This is a genomic window from Komagataeibacter xylinus, assembly GCF_004302915.1.
Lineage (GTDB): Bacteria > Pseudomonadota > Alphaproteobacteria > Acetobacterales > Acetobacteraceae > Komagataeibacter > Komagataeibacter xylinus_C.
Map to the genome: position 1 here is coordinate 89,487 of NZ_QQBI01000004.1, position 15,991 is coordinate 105,477.

Genomic DNA, 15,991 nt, shown 5'->3' on the forward strand with positions numbered 1-15,991 from the left:
GCCCCGTCGCTGCCCCGGCCCCCGCACAAGGACCTGCCCGTGCCCGTTACCGACCTGACATCGCCCGCCCCTGCCACACAACTGGCAAAAAACGGGGCAACGCCCGCCGTGCTGGGGGTCACCCGCAGCGTGACAGGGCGGCGATGGACATGGCGCGCGGGCAGCCAGGCCAGCCATGCCGACCGCATGGGCATGGCCATTGCCCAGCAGACCGGCCTGCCCGAGATCGTGGGCCGCATGCTGGCGCTGCGCCATATCAGCCCCGAACAGGTGGCGGACTACCTCAGGCCCGCCATGGGCCAGATGCTGCCCGACCCCTCGACGCTGGTGGACATGGACGTGGCCGCCGGGCGGATGGCGTGCGCCATCCGCAATGGCGAGACCGTCGGGCTGTTTGGCGATTACGACGTGGATGGCGCGTGCTCGACCGCACTCCTGACCACATTCCTGCGCACGCAGGGCTGCACGGTGCTCACCCACATCCCCGACCGCATGACGGAGGGGTACGGCCCCAACATCCCCGCCATCGAAGCCATGCAGGAGCAGGGTGCAAGCCTGATCATCTGCCTCGACTGCGGCACGGCGGCGGTCGATGTGCTCGAGCATGTCAGCCAGCGCTGCGATGTGATCGTGCTCGACCACCACCAGGTGCAGGGCGCGCTGCCCCGCGTGCTGGCCACGGTCAACCCCAACCGGCCTGACTGCCCCTCCGGCCTGCGCAACATCTGCGCCGCAGCGGTGACCTTCCTGGCCGCAGGGGCCACCACGCGCCTGCTCCGCAGCGAAGGGTGGTTTGGCACCCATCCCGACCCGCAGCTCAAGCACAGCCTCGACCTGGTGGCGCTGGCCACCGTGTGCGACGTGATGCCGCTGACCGGGCTGAACCGCGCCTTCGTGATTCATGGGCTGAACATCATGGCGCAGCGCGGGCGCACGGGGCTTGCCGCCCTGCTGGAGGCCGCGGGCGCGCGTGACCCGCTCTCCGCCTTTACCTGCGGGTTTGCGCTGGGGCCACGCATCAATGCCGGGGGGCGCATTGCCGATTCCGGGCTGGGGCTGCGCCTGCTGCTGTCAGATGATGCGGCCGAGGCACAGGCGCTGGCCGACAAGCTCAATTCCGTCAACCACAACCGCCAGAGCGTGGAGGCGGGCATTCTGGACCGCGCCATGGAACTCGCCGCCGCCCAGCGCGAACAGGGCCATGCCGTGCTGGTGCTGAGCGGGCGCGACTGGCATCCCGGCGTGGTGGGCATCGTGGCCGGGCGCATAAAGGAAAAATTCAACCGCCCCGTGCTGGTGGGCGCGGAACTTGATGATGGCAGCGTGAAAGGCTCGGCCCGCTCCGTGCCGGGGCAGGATCTGGGCGGCGCCATCATTGCCGCGCGCCAGGCAGGGCTGCTGACATCGGGCGGCGGCCACGCCATGGCGGCGGGCTTTGGCCTGCCCGCCGAAGGGGTTCCCGCACTGCACGACTTTCTCGACCGGTACCTGGCCTCCGCCGCCGACCTGCCCGATGCGGTCGACCTGACCATCGATGCCGTGGTGAACGTAGCCGCAGCCGACGTGGCGCTTGCAACCGACATGGACCGCCTCGCCCCCTTTGGCGCGGGCAATGACGAGCCGCTCATCGCCCTGCCCCGCGTGCGCGTGGCCTATGCCGAGCGGATCGGGCGCGAGGGCAACACCCTGCGCCTGACACTCCAGGGTGAAGGCCGGGGCCCACGGCTCAAGGCGCTGGTATTCCGCGCCAATGAAAGCCCGATCGCCCCGGTGCTGGAAGATCGTGACGCACCCCCGCTACACCTTGCGGGCTGGCTGCGGGCCGAGAGCTGGAACGGGCGGACATCGGCCACGTTCTTCATCCGCGACGTGGCGATCGCTTAATAATTTCAGTCTTTTTTGCATCAGGGGGGTTGACCCGCACCCCGTGGCGGGATAGTTACCGCTCACGCCTTTAGTCCCGTTCGTCTAGAGGCCTAGGACACCGCCCTTTCACGGCGGCAACACGGGTTCGAATCCCGTACGGGACGCCAGCTACTTTACCGCAATTTACTGCGGGTCTTGGCTGATTACAGGCACTTTCCTGATTTCCAGTTTGTTGGGCCCTGAGCCAATTCTGAACCGGACGGGTTTCCGTCAGGCAGGAATGGCGCGGTGATATCAGGGTTTCGCATGCGCGAATCACAGAAAACAAATATTGATACCGCCACGGGCAGGCCGCTGCCCAAGGGTGTGTGGCATCGTGGCCCATCGCCATGATGCCTGATGGCGTAACCAGACACACTCAGGACCGCATCAGAACAATCAGGATGATGACCGTCACCTTGCGTGGCGGTTACTGGCCGGGCAAAACTGGCCCAATGCGCTGGCCCCATCATCAACCCTGCACTGTCCGGCCCTCTTCCCTGTCTGGTTGCGCAGCATGACCCCTTTTCTATCAGATCGCCCGAAACCGGATACATCATGGCGTGCGGTCGTGCTGTTCGGGCGCAATGTCGCGTCCTATAAATTCGCGCTCGCGCAAAGCCTGCTGGAAATGGCGGAGCGGCCTACGACCAGAGTCCTGCTGAGTGATCTGGCGGAACCGTTTTCGCGGCATCTGTGCCAGCACCTGGCCCGTGTGGACCGGCAGGGCACATCGCGATCCAGTCGGTTTCTCGATACCTGCCGCGCATTCAACCGCGACGAAATTACCGCAACGCAACTGCGCGATGCCACGACCAAGCTGGGGTTTGTCAACGTGATCGATGCCTTCCACATGGTCGGCAAGGGTCCGGTGCCGCACCGCTTTTTCATGGATGAACGCACACTCGGCGGCCCGCCTGCCATCCGCCTGACGGATGAACTCTATGAATTGCGCGAACGGTTCCGGGCCAATGATCTGGCGGAAGAGACGGAAGCCCGGTGGCGACTGGTGGAAGGCGCATGGCAGTACGACCTGCCGCGCGCCAATGTGGCCGTGCAACTGGACAGCGAAACGCAGGAACTGTTTGTACAGAAAGTGCGGCGGGTCTCGCTCAGCCGCGTCCGCCCATCGCTGAATGGCTACCAGAAAGGCCACTGTTTCTATTGCGGGTGCGACATGCCACTGGCGACAGCGGACGTGGACCATTTCTTTCCGTGGATGCTGCGGGAACGCGGCCTGATGCCGGATGCTGACGGGATATGGAATCTTGTCCTGGCCTGCCGGGGCTGCAACCGGGGCGAAGGCGGCAAGTTTGCCAGCGTGCCATCCGACAGGCTTGTCGCGCGGCTGCACGCCCGCAATTCATGGCTGGTCGAAAGCCATCACCCGCTGCGTGAAACCATCATGCTGCAGACAGGCCAGAGCGAGGAGGCCCGGCGCAGCTTCCTGCGCTCCCGGCAACAGATCGCCCGTGACGCCCTGATCCATACATGGGAACCAGCCGAGAAACATCATGACTGAGGTTCCCGATACGCTGGCATGGTATGATCAAAACGCCAGCCGTTTTGAGGCGCGTACCGCCAGCGTGGACATGAAGGCGATTCATGGGCTTTTCCTGCTCAATATTTCCCCCGGCGGACATATTCTGGACGCCGGTTGCGGAGTGGGGCGCGATGCCTTGGCCTTTGCCCGTGCCGGGCATCGCGTTACCGCCATGGATGGCAGCGCCGCCATGGTCAGGCTGGCACGTAAAAGAACAGCGGGACATCCGGTTTCGGTGCATCACATGACGTTTGCGGAACTGGACTGGACCAACCGGTTCGATGGTTTCTGGGCCTGTGCCGCTCTCCTGCATCTGCCCCCGACAGAAATCGAAACGGCTCTGACAAGACTGGCACAGGCATTGAAACCCTCAGGGACGGGTTATGCCTCGTTCAAGGCAGGAACAGGTGGAAGGGTTGAAAACGGTCGTTATTTTTTTGATATGACCGAAGAGAAACTGCAAAATACGATCAGGAACACCCCATTGAGGCTACGGCTCTGTTCCATCACGACAGACCAGGCGGGAGATCGGCCATCAGTAACGTGGCTGAATGCGGTTTTTGACCTGAAGTGAAGACTGGCCGCGTTCATGCCCTCCCGCTTTCATGAACTCTTCCCGTTCCAGACATGAACAGCCTCGTATTGCGTGCATGATGATTGGCGGATGGCTGGTTTGCGGCCGACAAGCGGCATTCGGAAACTTCTGTTTTCCATCGCGTTTCACACCCCGCCCGCATGGCTGGCAGGCCCTGCATCACCTTTCCACCATCATGGTGAAGTATGGCATACTCCGTCCTGCTACCGAGGGAGGTAACAGGCTTATGGAACCGTGGAATTCATTCACGCTGTTTGGAAAATCCGGCACGCTCTACCAGTTTCATCGCGTGCCCTCGCCCCTGCCGGACCAGGCGGGCGTGTTTCTGCTCACCACCGTCATGGGGTCAACGGCCAAGGGTGGGTCGTGGCAGTTTGTCGAACCCGAAATCGGCACGGTCACATCCCTTTCGCGCCAGTGGGAGAGCGTGGTCAAACCCGCGCGCGAGGCGAAAGCGGAAAGCGATGACGTTCTTGTCTGCTTTCCTGAAAGTGGCGACGTGCAGGATGCCTTTGCCGACCTGATCGAAGGGGGTGCTACGCGCCTGCCCGGCTGAACCGCCTGACCGGCACGGACGTGAATGGACGCAGCCCCGCCCGATGGTCAACACTGCATCATTGCCCGTGCCTGATGGAGGTTCTGCATGCCCCGAATCCGCCCTGCCCTGATGGCCGCCCTGGCCAGCCTGCCCACCCTGTGCGGCACCGCCCATGCCCAGGCGGCAAAACCCGTGCTGCTGCGCCATGCCACCGTCATTGACGGCACGGGCCAGCCTGCGCAGCCCGATACGGATATCCTGATCGAAAACGGGCATATCGCCGCCACGGGGCATGGGCTAAAGCCGCCCGCCCGGACCCACGTGCTTGACCTGTCGGGCGCAAGCGTGCTGCCGGGGCTGATTTCGGACCACAGCCATGTGGGTCAGGTCAGCGGCACCCATAACGGGGCGGAAAACTACAACCGCGCCAATATCCTCTCCGAACTTGCGCAGTATGAACGGTACGGCGTGACGACGGTGGTCGCACTCGGGCTGAACCGCTCGCCGCTGTTCGATGACCTGCGCCGCGAACAGCATGCAGGCCTCAACCCCGGTGCCGACCTGTTTGGCGTGGATCAGGGCATTGGCGCCCCTGATGGCGTGCCGCCTGAAAACATGTTCCATATCGGCCCCGACCAGGTCTTTCGCCCCACCACGCCTGCCGAGACGCGCGCCGCCGTCAACCGCATGGTTGATGAAGGCACGGACCTGATCAAGCTTTGGGTGGATGATTTCCGCAACGGCGTGCCCGGCGCGCGCCCCCTGCCCAAGATGCGGCCCGCGATCTACCGCGCCGCCATTGCGCAGGCCCATGCGCGGGGCAAGCGGGTTGCGGCCCATATTCATGACCTGGCCGATGCCCGCGCGCTGGTGGCGGCGGGCGTGGACATTCTGGCCCATGGCGTGCGCGACCGGCCCCTAGACCCGGCACTGATCAATGCTATGCACGCGCAGGGCACGGGCTATATCGCCACGCTCTCGCTTGACGAGGCCGGTTACATCTTTGCCGAGCACCCGGAATGGCTGGATGACCCCTTCCTGTCCTTCGGCCTCTCGCCCGCGCTGCGCCAGCAATTTGCCGACCCCGCCTGGCGGGCCAGAACGCTGACCGCCCCGCTGAGTGCCGCCGCCCACCGGGCGCTGGCCATGAACATGCAAAACCTGATGGCGGTGTACCGCGCGGGCATTGCCACAGGCTTCGGCACGGATTCAGGGGCCACGCCGGTACGCATTCCCGGCTTTGCGGAACATCGGGAAGTGCGCCTGTCCATCATGGCGGGGCTGACACCGCTCCAGGCCATTACGCTGGCCACGGGCGATGCCGCACACCTCATGCACCTGAGCGACCGGGGCACCATAGCCCCCGGCCAGTGGGCCGACCTGCTGGTGGTGCAGGGCAACCCCACGGTGGAGCCTGCCGCGCTGGACCGGATCCGGCAGGTCTGGCATCGTGGCCAGCCAGTTACAGGCCCACTGCCCGGCCAGCCCCTTCCCCCCAAATGACAGGACCCCGCTTCATGCCCGCACGCAAGACCGCCCTGCGCCTGAGCCTGCTCCTGTCGCTGCTGGGGGCCCTGGGCGCCTGCGCGGGGCCTCAGGGCCCCCAGCTTTCCGGCCCGGATGGCCCGATGATTGCGAATAATGACTGGAATGAACATGATTACGGCATGGGATATTATTCCGGCCCGTATAATAATGGCTTCGAGGCTGAAGGGCTGGACGGGGGACCGCCTGACTACATGGGAGATGCATTCTTTGGTGGCCCTTAAACATAATAAAGGCTTCCAGCTTCCGCCTTTTTTTAAAAAAGCAGTACTCTTCAAAACTTTCTTAAAAATCCAAGGCTGACATAAGGCGAGGAATTCAGGGGAGAGCCCCAGACGGGAAATCAGTTCCTCAATATTTTTTTGCCTTTACAGCATATCACTGCAATGATATTGGACATAAAGTAACATAACGATACATTTTTCCTAAGGTTTATATGCGGTTTTTTGTAACAGGGGGAGCTGGCTATATCGGGAGTCATATTGTCCTGCTACTGCTGGACTTGGGACATGACGTTGTAGTACTCGACAATCTCAGTAACGGACACAGGCAGGCCGTGCCTGCGGCCGCAACGTTTATTTTGGGCGATGTTTCCGACGTAAGCCTGATCGATGACGTGCTGAGTGATGGCCCCTGGGATGCCATTATGCATTTTGCCGCAAAGTCTATCGTTGCGGAAAGCATGATTGAACCTTTTTCCTACCTGCAACAGAATTTCTCGGACAGTCTCTCTCTTATCGATCTGGCAGTCCGCCATAAAGTGCCCGCTTTCATTTTCTCTTCAACAGCGGCACTCTTCGATAACAAAGACGGTTCAATTATTACCGAAGATTATCCTATCATGCCCTGCTCTCCCTACGGGGAAAGCAAATTCATGACCGAGCGCGCCCTTTACTGGGCAGAGCGCGTGCATGGGCTGCGTAGCGCCTGCCTGCGTTATTTTAATGCTGCGGGAGCCGACCCAAAAGGCCGCGCGGGAGAAGATCATCGCCCGGAAACGCATCTCATTCCCCTGGCCATAGAAGTCGCGCTGGGCAAACGGCCCTATCTGGAACTTTTTGGCAATGATTACGATACACCTGACGGGAGCTGTATTCGTGATTATGTGCACGTAACCGACCTTGCACAAGCCCATCTTGCCGCCCTGGGCACGATTGGCCAGGAAAGTATGGTCTATAATATCGGGAATGGGAAAGGATATTCCAATCTCGAGGTCGTCCAGAGCGTCGAACGCGTTTCCGGGCGGCGGTTAGACTGGCGCTGGGCCCCCCGTCGGGAAGGTGACCCTGCTATTCTGGTCGCCAGTTCGGATCTTCTTCGCAAAAAAACGGGATGGAAAAGCGAATTCCACGATCTCGATACCATTGTTGAAACTGCATTTGACTGGTTCGAGAAGCATCCCAATGGTTATGATTCATTCCCTTTTCATAATCCCCACAGCCGTTCTTTTGCTCTCTCGTAAGAGGTTACGTCACACTTACATTTGTTGATGTAACGCTATGAGATTCATGATTTCTGTATAATAAGAAGTAAAAAGATGAGGGAATTATGGATTATAATAAATTAAAAAGCAACATAGAGAGCAATAATTTATACTTCTTTGTTTTTATTTGTGCTTTATGCTGCCTTAACTTTGGGCTACTGGTTTTACTGGCACATCACCGTTCGATAACAGATGCAACCTGTCAATGGGACTGCTTCTGGTATACGGATATCGTTAAAAATGGCTATGCCACGCAGCCATTTTGGTACGATCAAAGTCGACTTGCCGAGGGCAACTGGGCCTTTTTCCCGCTTTATCCTGCCATTGCCTATGCCTTTCATAGTGCTTTAAGCATCCCCCCTCTGGCAGCAGAACTGCTGGTCAATGTAATACTATGGCCAATACTGATATATCTGTGCCATATGCACCTGCGTGATCGATCCATCACGCTAGATAGAATAAAATTTGCCATATTTTTTGTTATTTTCCCCTTTAATTTGTGGTACACGTCCGAATATTCAGAAGGCGTATATGGCACGCTGCTGATATTGATACTGATACTCCTGCAAAAAAATTATCTTAAATGGGCTGCTTTTTTCTGTTTCCTTATTGGCCTATCCAGGCCGACAGGATTTATATCGGTTGCCTTTATAGCAGCATGGCTGTTTTTCATTAAAACTTACGTAAAAAACCAATCCCTATCCTGGAAAAACGTATTCATCCGTCTACAGGAAAGTACCCTGCTGGTTTCAGCGGCGGGTGCCGGTCTTTCACTCTATGTCCTGTATCTTTTTCATCTTACGGGAGATGGGTTTGCATTCTCTCATGTAGAGGTTGCCTGGTTCAGAAAATTTGATTGGCTTCCCGTACAGTTTGTGCACGCTCTGAAAGAGAAGAACCAAAGGTCATTTGTTGTTTTTTCTATTTTTGTTATGTACGTTCTTTATAAAATGTACAAAAAGAAGTGGTATTTTGAAGCTTCCTTTATGACTTTTATCGCGTTCATCGCAGCATCGACCGGGTTGCAGTCTATTGAAAGATATGCACTGTCGAACCCTCTGGTGATGGAATTTCTTGCGCTATCAACTCTTTCTCAGCCACCAGCCCGACAGAAAAAAATATTAGCACTTCTGTTGGTTCTACATATCGTTGCAATAAAAATATGGTTCCATGGGAAGATATGGTTCGTTTAAATGAAAAAATATACCTATATATCGATCATACTCTTGGTTTTTGACGTAATTTCCTTCTGGGTGGGTATACACCCTCATGTCACTCCGGAGTACCGACATTACTTTATTGATCATTCGATGAGCCGGGATACATATTTAAAGATCTCCATCCAGAATGACAAAGAACACAATAAATAGTTTGAAAATTTCAGAGGGTGTCCATTGAAAAATGGACACCCTCTGAAACTTTTTTGCATCTGTTGGCCTGCCCCAGTGCTGATCACACCGACACACGGCAGAAAAAGGGTAAGGCCGCAATAGGGGGCAATTTTGACATGGCACCCTACCCACCGCACCAGACCCCACCATGCCCGGAAGCCGGACATGGGGCATTTCTTCCCCGATAGCGTAGTTACTCGATTGCCCTGCCCCGGAAAACGGTCGTCCGGGTAGAGGGAGCATGCTCATATTTATTGCCGTGTAAGACACAGCTCTTGTCGTAATCGGCGATAAGGAAAGCCCCGATCCGATAAGTGATAAACGGGCCATGCTCGCGGCTTCCATCAATGGCGCAGTTCTGGAGGTCGGTCTCCAGCGCTTCCCACATCCATTTCCCTTCATCGTGCTCACGGGCCGTAGAAGGGAAATTTTTTGGCAAGCCCTGGGCCAACATGATCGAATGCATCATCCATGGAGATGGCAAAAGAGGCTTCTCGGTAGGAAGCACCATGTCCGTCAATACCTGATATTTAAACAGGGTACGCAGAGCCAGTGGAGCGATTGGCTCATTGCCGCGGGTACTCCACCAAAAGGATTCCCCATCCGGTAGATTGGCTTCACGTGCCAACTGAACGGCATCATCAACCATGGCCTGTGCCATCTGATCCCGAAAACGGGACTGGGCCGCAAGGGCATTGGCATAGGCAGCCGACATTGTCATTTCTGACCACAGGCCGAACCCCACAAGCACACATGGGATGTAGGATACATGCCGCCTGAAAGAAGGCGCAGGCCCCAGGAGAAACGTGAAGAAACAGGCGCAAACCGCTCCAAAGCCGGTCATGACCCGCGCAGCATAGACGGGATGGGCAAGCAGCAGCAGGATGCCGGGTATGCACAAGGGCAGGACGGCAAGGCAAAAAATGACAAGGGCGCCAGAAGCTGGCGTCAGATCACCCTTACGAAGCATTCTTATGACACGCAGCACAAGGCTTATGGAGCCCAGCACAAGAATGACCGAGAAAATTATACTCTGCACGCCTTTTATCAAGGCCGGGGCAATCACAAGACTGAAATCTGGTATATTCTTGAAAATCTCGGCAACAGAATGAACAACCTCTTTATGGGCATCTGCATAGTGGTCACCGCCTGGCAGTACACATGTCTCCAGTTTATAAGCAAACAATCCAAATCCTAATATAATAACATTATAAAAAGCTTCTCTAAGAACCTTACTTGCATCTTCTTTTTTCATTAAGGACAACACGATCGTAAGTAAAATTAAAGACAAGTATATATTTATGGCGGACTGATACAGATTAAGGCATGCGATAATTGAAGCAAATTTCCATAAATATATTGATTTACGGTCAAATCTTTTCATGAATAATTCTATGGAAAACGGCATGATACTACAAAAAACTGCCATCTCCATTATGATGCTGTCAAACCGGTATGAAATATTCTCCATGAAAAATGGATTACATACAATCAAAGACAGGCATATTATGGAAGATACTCTACTATATCCCCATCTGATACTGAACGCCGCAAGTGCCATGGCAATAAATGGCAACCCGAACAGTTGGGGAAGAGGTGCATAATCAACAATCGAGAATCTTCCCATCAACAGGATCAGCAACTGACCCAATGGGCGCCCATCGCGTTCCCAATGTATTCCATACAACGTATGTGGCGTATCATCGGCGTAATATACGCTGGCATGAATGATCGGATAGGAAAATACAAGAAAGACAAAAAAGAATAACAACGAACGTATAGTGAATTCTTTATTCAAAAGGCATGAAGATGCGGCATTGCCTTTCGAGGCCTCGAATGGAAAAATCATAATGTAATCTCAATGCCCTCAGCAAAAAAGTATAATACTTTATAAAATAAATTTTGTATCCTTGAAAATCCCCTTCAAAAAAAATACCGGCAGGCATCAATCATTCCAACCATGCCTCAATCAAACCCGAGAAAACCGCATTAGACTGAAAACAACGCAGGCAGACCTGATGCATCCGCCTTCCGCGCGATGCCGAAGATATCCCGCATGACGGTGCCTGCCCTGGCAGTTAGAATATCGGGCGTTTTATGATAAAATCGGCGATAAAATTCTTCCTGCCTTCCTGAAAGTGTCTTTCTGATGACTGTATTACGTTACCCTCCGCCCCGGCTTGCGATTGTTGTGCCATGCTACAATGAGGCAGAAGTATTTACATACTGCCAGCAGGAACTGGGAAAGCTGCTGGATGAGATGAAAAAAGATCTGTTGATCCAGGCTGACAGTTATCTCCTGTTTGTAGATGATGGCAGCAAGGACACCACATGGGAGCAGATCGCGGCGGCCAGTTCACGGATACCCTGCGTTCAGGGACTGAAACTTTCCCGTAATGTCGGGCACCAGTCAGCCCTTCTGGCAGGACTTGAGGCCGCCCGGCCTGATGCGGACGCCATCGTCAGCATTGATGCCGACCTGCAGGACGACATAACCGCCATCCCGAAAATGGTGCAGGCCTATCGGGAGGGATATGACGTTGTGTACGGCGTGCGCGCTTCCCGTGAGTCGGATACGTGGTTCAAGCGCTCGACCGCCGAAGGATTTTACCGCCTGATGAGTGTCATGGGCGTGAAGCAGGTCTTCAACCATGCCGACTTCCGCCTTCTCAGCCAGCGCGCCCTGAGTGGATTGCTGGAATATTCCGAACGCAATGCCTATATCCGTGGTCTTGTCCCGCTGGTCGGCTTTCCTTCGACGGAAGTCTATTACGCGCGCGGCCTCCGCACGGCGGGGGAATCCAAATACCCGTTACGCAAGATGCTCGCCCTGGCCGTGGAAGGTATTACCTCCATGACCATTTCCCCCCTGCGCATGATCGCCTATCTCGGCTTCTGTATTTCCATCCTGTCGCTTGGCGCAACAGCTTATATTCTCGTTCTGAAACTGACCGGCCATACAATCGCGGGGTGGTCCTCGGTCATGCTTTCCATCTTCTTCATGGGCGGCGTCCAGATGCTCTCGCTGGGCATTATCGGGGAATATGTCGGCAAGATCTACATCGAAGCCAAGAAAAGGCCCCGCTCCCATATTGAAAGCCATGTCAGGCATGACGGGTAAAGCCGTTGCATTCCCCATCAGCAGCGTGTTGAAAACCGGTCCCACGGCGTGATCCGGGTCACCGGCAGGTCCACCGGGCGGGCAAAGACCTCCGCCTTCAGATAAGCCAGTTCCGCCTCCACCTCCGCCTCGGGCAGCGAGATGGACCACGCGCGCGGATTGCCATCCGTGCCGTCATTCCACCTGTAGCCGCGCTGGCGCAACTGGTCCTTGAACTCATAGGGCGCATTTTCCGCCCAGATGCGGCAGCGCACCTGCCGGGCATTTTCCAGCAACGCCGCAAGGGCAGGCTGGCCTGACACCGGCAGCACCCGGTCGAGAATGGCAATGCCCGCCAGGCAGTCATCCACCGCGCGGTGCCCGTCAAACCAGAACCCCGCCTGCATGCCCAGATAGGACAGCTTGCGCCCTTCAAAACCTTCCGCCGCCCAGTCCACGTCCTTCATGGAGCAGGCCCAGGGCTTGGTCGTGAAGGCTGGGGTAAAACGCTCGGCAAACTTGCGGTCAAAATCTGCATTATGTGCGATAATCAATGAGGCCGGTGCCACAAAACTGGCCACTTCCTCAGGCGTCACCGACTGGCCCGCCACCATGGCCGGGGTAATGCCGGTCAGCGCGGTGATCTGGGGCGGAATGGGGCGTGAGGGCTCGCGCAGGCGGCTGAACGGTTCCAGACTGCCCAGAATCCGCCCATCCAGCGTGTAAACAAAGGGCACGATGCCGAATTCAATGATCTCGTCCTTCACTGCACTCAGCCCCGTGGTCTCGAGGTCAAGGAACATGCCCAGCCGCGTGCCCGCCTCGGGCGGGTACTCAGCCAGCACGCGCGGGGCAAGCGGGCGCAGCACGCGGTAGCGGCCCGTTCCTTCCAGCGTGGTGGCCATGTGTTCCATCTGGTCGGGGGTCAGCTCTGTCATGGGGTCTCCTGCCGGGCGGGGCGCATGGATATGCGAAGGGTGCACGCCCCTCTCTACCACGTGGGCCGTTGCCCCGCCGGGGCGCTTGACATATTACAAAGTTTGTCAGGCCAATCCGTCCTGGCCCCACACCACACGCGCAGGCAGGACACGCCATGGCACAGGACGCCGGGCCGCAAACACCCCCACGCCCCAGCCCCCCGGCAGGCAACAGGCCGCAATCCTTTCACAGGATCGAAGACCAGGGGCATGATACAATCGTGCGCGTGGGGCAGGTGGACCGCATCTGGTCCGATTTCTACCACCATGCCCTCACCGCGCCATGGCGCACGTTCTTTTACAGTTCGCTGCTGGTTTACGTGGGGGTCAATCTCCTTTTCGCGCTGCTGTACATGGCCGATAGTCAGGGCGTTAAGGGAGCCGACCCGCACAGCTTCGCTGATTTCTTCTTCTTCAGCGTGCAGACCCTCTCGACCGTGGGCTATGGTGGCATGGTGCCCGTGAGCCGCACCGCCAACATGATCGCCACCGTGGAAGTGCTGGGCGGCATGATGATCAACGCCCTGGCCACGGGCCTCATCTTCGCGCGGTTTTCGCGCCCGCGCGCACGGGTGATGTTCAGCGACAAGGCGCTGATCCTGTCGGAAGGTGGCCACCTTCACCTTGATATCCGCCTTGCCAACTGCCGCCGCAGCCCCATCCTGTCGGTGGATGTGGAGTTTGCGCTTGCCCGCCTCATCCACACGCCATCAGGCCGGGTGGTGCGGCAGTTCGACCCGCTCACGCTCCAGCAGTCGCATGTGCCGGTGCTGCGCTTTGCCTGCACGCCCACCCATGTGATTGATGAACGCAGCCCCCTTTATGGCCTGACGGAACACGACCTTGCGGCGCAGGAGGCGGAAATCATCGTCAGCCTGACCGGCACGGACGAGGCCTCGGGGCAGACCGTTTTCGCGCGTTCCGCTTACGGATTTGACCGCATGCTGTATAATCACCGCTTCGTCGATATCATCAACGCCGGGCCGGATGGGCGGATCACCGTTGACTACACCCGCTTTGACCAGACCGAATCCCCCCTCGATGAAAATGCCGAGGTGGCGGAATACCTCGCGGACCAGCCGGACTGACCCGCGCGCGGCACGGCTGGCCCGCGCGGGCGCCGCGCTGCTTGCCCTTGCAGGCAGCCCACCCGCCCATGCCGCCCGGCACGCCCCGCCTCCCGCGCCCGCGCTGCGCTATGGCCTGCCCGCCGCCTGCCTGACCCATGTCATCGCGGCCCCGCTGCTGACCAATAGCGGCAGCCCCATCATTCCCGCCACGTTCAATGACATGACCGGGCTGGCCTATGTCAGCGTGACCCAGGACCAGGTGGGCGTTTACGCGCCCAATCCCACCGCTTTTCCCGTTCTGTCAGCCATCAGCATCCAGACCATCGCAGGTGTCGACACCACCTACACCACGGTGCTGCATGACCTGCGCATCAGCAACGGCCACGCCGATGACGTGCCCGCCCTGCTCGAGGGCACGCGCCAGCCCCGCCTCAATGAGCAGCCCGTGCTCGGCGTGATCGGCTACGACATCCTGGGCAATTACGACGTGCTGTTTGATTTCCCCGCCCGCGTCATGGTGCTGTTCGTCGCCAGCGCGGCCCCCGGCTGTCCGCCATTGCAGGACTGGCTCGGGCCGGACAGCGCGGCCCTGCCCCTGCAGCCCGACCGCCGGGGGCGCATGACCGGCATCCGCATGCAGGTGGGCGCGCAGGGCACGCGCATGGAAATCGAGCCGGGGGCGGACATGTCCTCCCTCTCGCGCAAGGATGCCAGGGCGCTTGGCCTGACCCCGGCCATCCTGCATGAGGATATTCATGTACGGACCAATGCCGGAAAGATCCTGAACGGACGCAGGCACCATTTTGACAGCATTGCCCTTGGCGCGTGGCACGACCTGCCGCTGGACGTGAACGTGGAAAAAACCAGCTACAGCGTGCTGGGCATGAACTTCCTGCAGCGCAGGCGCGTGCTCATGGCCTTTCCACAGGGCATGATGTACATGACCCCCCAGGCCGACATGCCCAATGACCACGGCCAGGCGGCCCACGGCATGCTCACCACCCGCACGGCCATTGCCCGATTGACGGACACGCCTCCCGCACCCTCCACGCCAGGCGAGCCGACGCAGGCCCCACCCGCTCCCGCACTCCATCCCGCCCTGCGGACTGACGGAAAACAATGAACGTGACCGGCGACCTGAAAAGAACGCCTGGAAACAACGCATTGATAAAAATTTTCGGGTGCCGCCTTTTTTCAAAAGGGCGGCATTCTTCGAAGCTTTTTGAAAAAAGCTTCACCAAAAACTTCCTTAGATTTAATGTTCTGGTGGGCACGCAGGGCATGCCTGCCTGATCAGGGCGTGATCCGGGCCACCAGCAGGCCCACGACCTGTTCGAGCCTGTGCTGGTCCGATGGGGTGAAACGGTTGGGGCGGGGGCTGTCAACGTCCAGCACGCCCACGAGCCGCTCCCCGTGCAGGACCGGCACCACGATCTCGGCGGCAGAGGCCGCGTCACAGGCGATATGGCCGGGAAAGGCATGCACGTCAGGCACGATGCGCGTCCTGCGCTCGCGCGCGACGGTGCCGCACACACCACGCCCCGGCGCAATACGCGTGCAGGCCACCCGCCCCTGAAAAGGCCCCAGCACGAGCATGCCGTCCTTCCACAGATAGAATCCGGCCCAGTTGAGGTCTGGCAACGCCTCGAACACCAGGGCTGCGATATTCGCCATGTTGGCGATCAGATCCGTCTCGCCCGCAAGGGTGGCGGCCACCATGGGCACGAGGTCTTCGGGGCCTATGCGGTGGGTTGGGGCCTGCATGGGTTTTCCTTGTGGCTTGATGAGAGACTGGAAGAACGCCGCCTTTTTTCAAAAAGGCAGCACCCGAAAATTTTTATCAA

15 protein-coding genes and 1 tRNA gene are annotated in these 15,991 nt (G+C 58.2%); 13 read left to right on the top strand and 3 right to left on the bottom strand.

Going from position 1 to position 15,991, the window contains the following annotated elements; translation table 11 throughout:
• Positions 1 to 33 precede the first annotated feature (33 nt).
• The 9 genes from recJ to DV027_RS04255 all read left to right on the top strand — a co-directional run bounded on the left by recJ (position 34) and on the right by DV027_RS04255 (position 8,802).
• Positions 34 to 1,884 carry a single-stranded-DNA-specific exonuclease RecJ gene (gene recJ / locus DV027_RS04215; RefSeq protein ID WP_408884449.1) on the top strand — a complete coding sequence of 617 codons (1,851 nt, stop codon included), beginning with the start codon at positions 34 to 36 and terminating at the stop codon, positions 1,882 to 1,884.
• 73 nt (positions 1,885 to 1,957) lie between these two features.
• Positions 1,958 to 2,033, top strand: a tRNA-Glu gene (locus DV027_RS04220).
• Positions 2,034 to 2,422: 389 nt separating this feature from the next.
• Positions 2,423 to 3,427 (top strand): HNH endonuclease family protein, encoded by a 1,005-nt coding sequence (locus tag DV027_RS04225; RefSeq protein ID WP_130730676.1) that lies wholly within the window; start codon positions 2,423 to 2,425, stop codon positions 3,425 to 3,427.
• Positions 3,420 to 4,022: a class I SAM-dependent methyltransferase gene (locus DV027_RS04230; protein WP_130730677.1), complete on the top strand. Its 603-nt coding sequence runs from the start codon at positions 3,420 to 3,422 to the stop codon at positions 4,020 to 4,022. The genes DV027_RS04225 and DV027_RS04230 overlap by 8 nt, the downstream gene beginning before the upstream one ends.
• A gap of 247 nt (positions 4,023 to 4,269) precedes the next feature.
• Positions 4,270 to 4,599 (top strand): hypothetical protein, encoded by a 330-nt coding sequence (locus DV027_RS04235; RefSeq protein ID WP_130730678.1) that lies wholly within the window; start codon positions 4,270 to 4,272, stop codon positions 4,597 to 4,599.
• 87 nt (positions 4,600 to 4,686) lie between these two features.
• The gene (locus DV027_RS04240) at positions 4,687 to 6,084 is read left to right on the top strand and encodes an amidohydrolase family protein (RefSeq protein ID WP_130730679.1); all 1,398 of its coding nucleotides are present in this window, start codon (positions 4,687 to 4,689) and stop codon (positions 6,082 to 6,084) included.
• Positions 6,085 to 6,098: 14 nt separating this feature from the next.
• Complete coding sequence (locus DV027_RS04245) at positions 6,099 to 6,350, top strand: hypothetical protein (protein ID WP_130730680.1); 252 nt, start codon at positions 6,099 to 6,101, stop codon at positions 6,348 to 6,350.
• Positions 6,351 to 6,562: 212 nt separating this feature from the next.
• Entirely contained in the window at positions 6,563 to 7,588 is a 1,026-nt protein-coding gene (gene galE, locus DV027_RS04250) for a UDP-glucose 4-epimerase GalE (RefSeq protein ID WP_130730681.1), read from the top strand.
• An 86-nt stretch (positions 7,589 to 7,674) separates the two neighbouring features.
• On the top strand, positions 7,675 to 8,802 hold the full coding sequence (locus DV027_RS04255) for a hypothetical protein (RefSeq protein ID WP_130730682.1): 1,128 nt from the start codon (positions 7,675 to 7,677) through the stop codon (positions 8,800 to 8,802).
• 391 nt (positions 8,803 to 9,193) lie between these two features.
• On the opposite strand, the gene DV027_RS04260 is transcribed toward DV027_RS04255, so the two are convergent.
• Positions 9,194 to 10,849: a glucosyltransferase domain-containing protein gene (locus tag DV027_RS04260; RefSeq protein ID WP_130730683.1), complete on the bottom strand. Its 1,656-nt coding sequence runs from the start codon at positions 10,847 to 10,849 to the stop codon at positions 9,194 to 9,196.
• Positions 10,850 to 11,149: 300 nt separating this feature from the next.
• Between DV027_RS04260 and DV027_RS04265 the strand changes: the two genes are divergently transcribed.
• Positions 11,150 to 12,121, top strand: coding sequence for a glycosyltransferase family 2 protein (locus DV027_RS04265; protein WP_130730684.1), 972 nt, complete (start codon positions 11,150 to 11,152; stop codon positions 12,119 to 12,121).
• A 17-nt stretch (positions 12,122 to 12,138) separates the two neighbouring features.
• Here the strand turns inward: DV027_RS04265 and DV027_RS04270 are convergent, their stop codons facing one another.
• A complete protein-coding gene (locus DV027_RS04270; protein ID WP_130730685.1) occupies positions 12,139 to 13,038 on the bottom strand; it encodes a 3'-5' exonuclease in 900 nt (299 codons plus the stop codon).
• 155 nt (positions 13,039 to 13,193) lie between these two features.
• On the opposite strand from DV027_RS04270, the gene DV027_RS04275 reads away from it, so the two are divergent.
• From DV027_RS04275 to DV027_RS17380, 3 genes are read left to right on the top strand one after another with little or no spacing between them, the layout of a single operon-like run.
• Entirely contained in the window at positions 13,194 to 14,165 is a 972-nt protein-coding gene (locus DV027_RS04275) for an ion channel (protein WP_130730686.1), read from the top strand.
• Complete coding sequence (locus tag DV027_RS04280) at positions 14,119 to 15,270, top strand: retropepsin-like aspartic protease (protein WP_242621719.1); 1,152 nt, start codon at positions 14,119 to 14,121, stop codon at positions 15,268 to 15,270. The genes DV027_RS04275 and DV027_RS04280 overlap by 47 nt, the downstream gene beginning before the upstream one ends.
• A gap of 2 nt (positions 15,271 to 15,272) precedes the next feature.
• On the top strand, positions 15,273 to 15,440 hold the full coding sequence (locus DV027_RS17380) for a hypothetical protein (protein WP_165399102.1): 168 nt from the start codon (positions 15,273 to 15,275) through the stop codon (positions 15,438 to 15,440).
• Here DV027_RS17380 and DV027_RS04285 read toward each other — a convergent pair whose 3' ends face one another.
• Positions 15,441 to 15,911 carry a GAF domain-containing protein gene (locus DV027_RS04285; protein WP_130730688.1) on the bottom strand — a complete coding sequence of 157 codons (471 nt, stop codon included), beginning with the start codon at positions 15,909 to 15,911 and terminating at the stop codon, positions 15,441 to 15,443.
• Between the last annotated feature and the right edge of the window lie 80 nt (positions 15,912 to 15,991).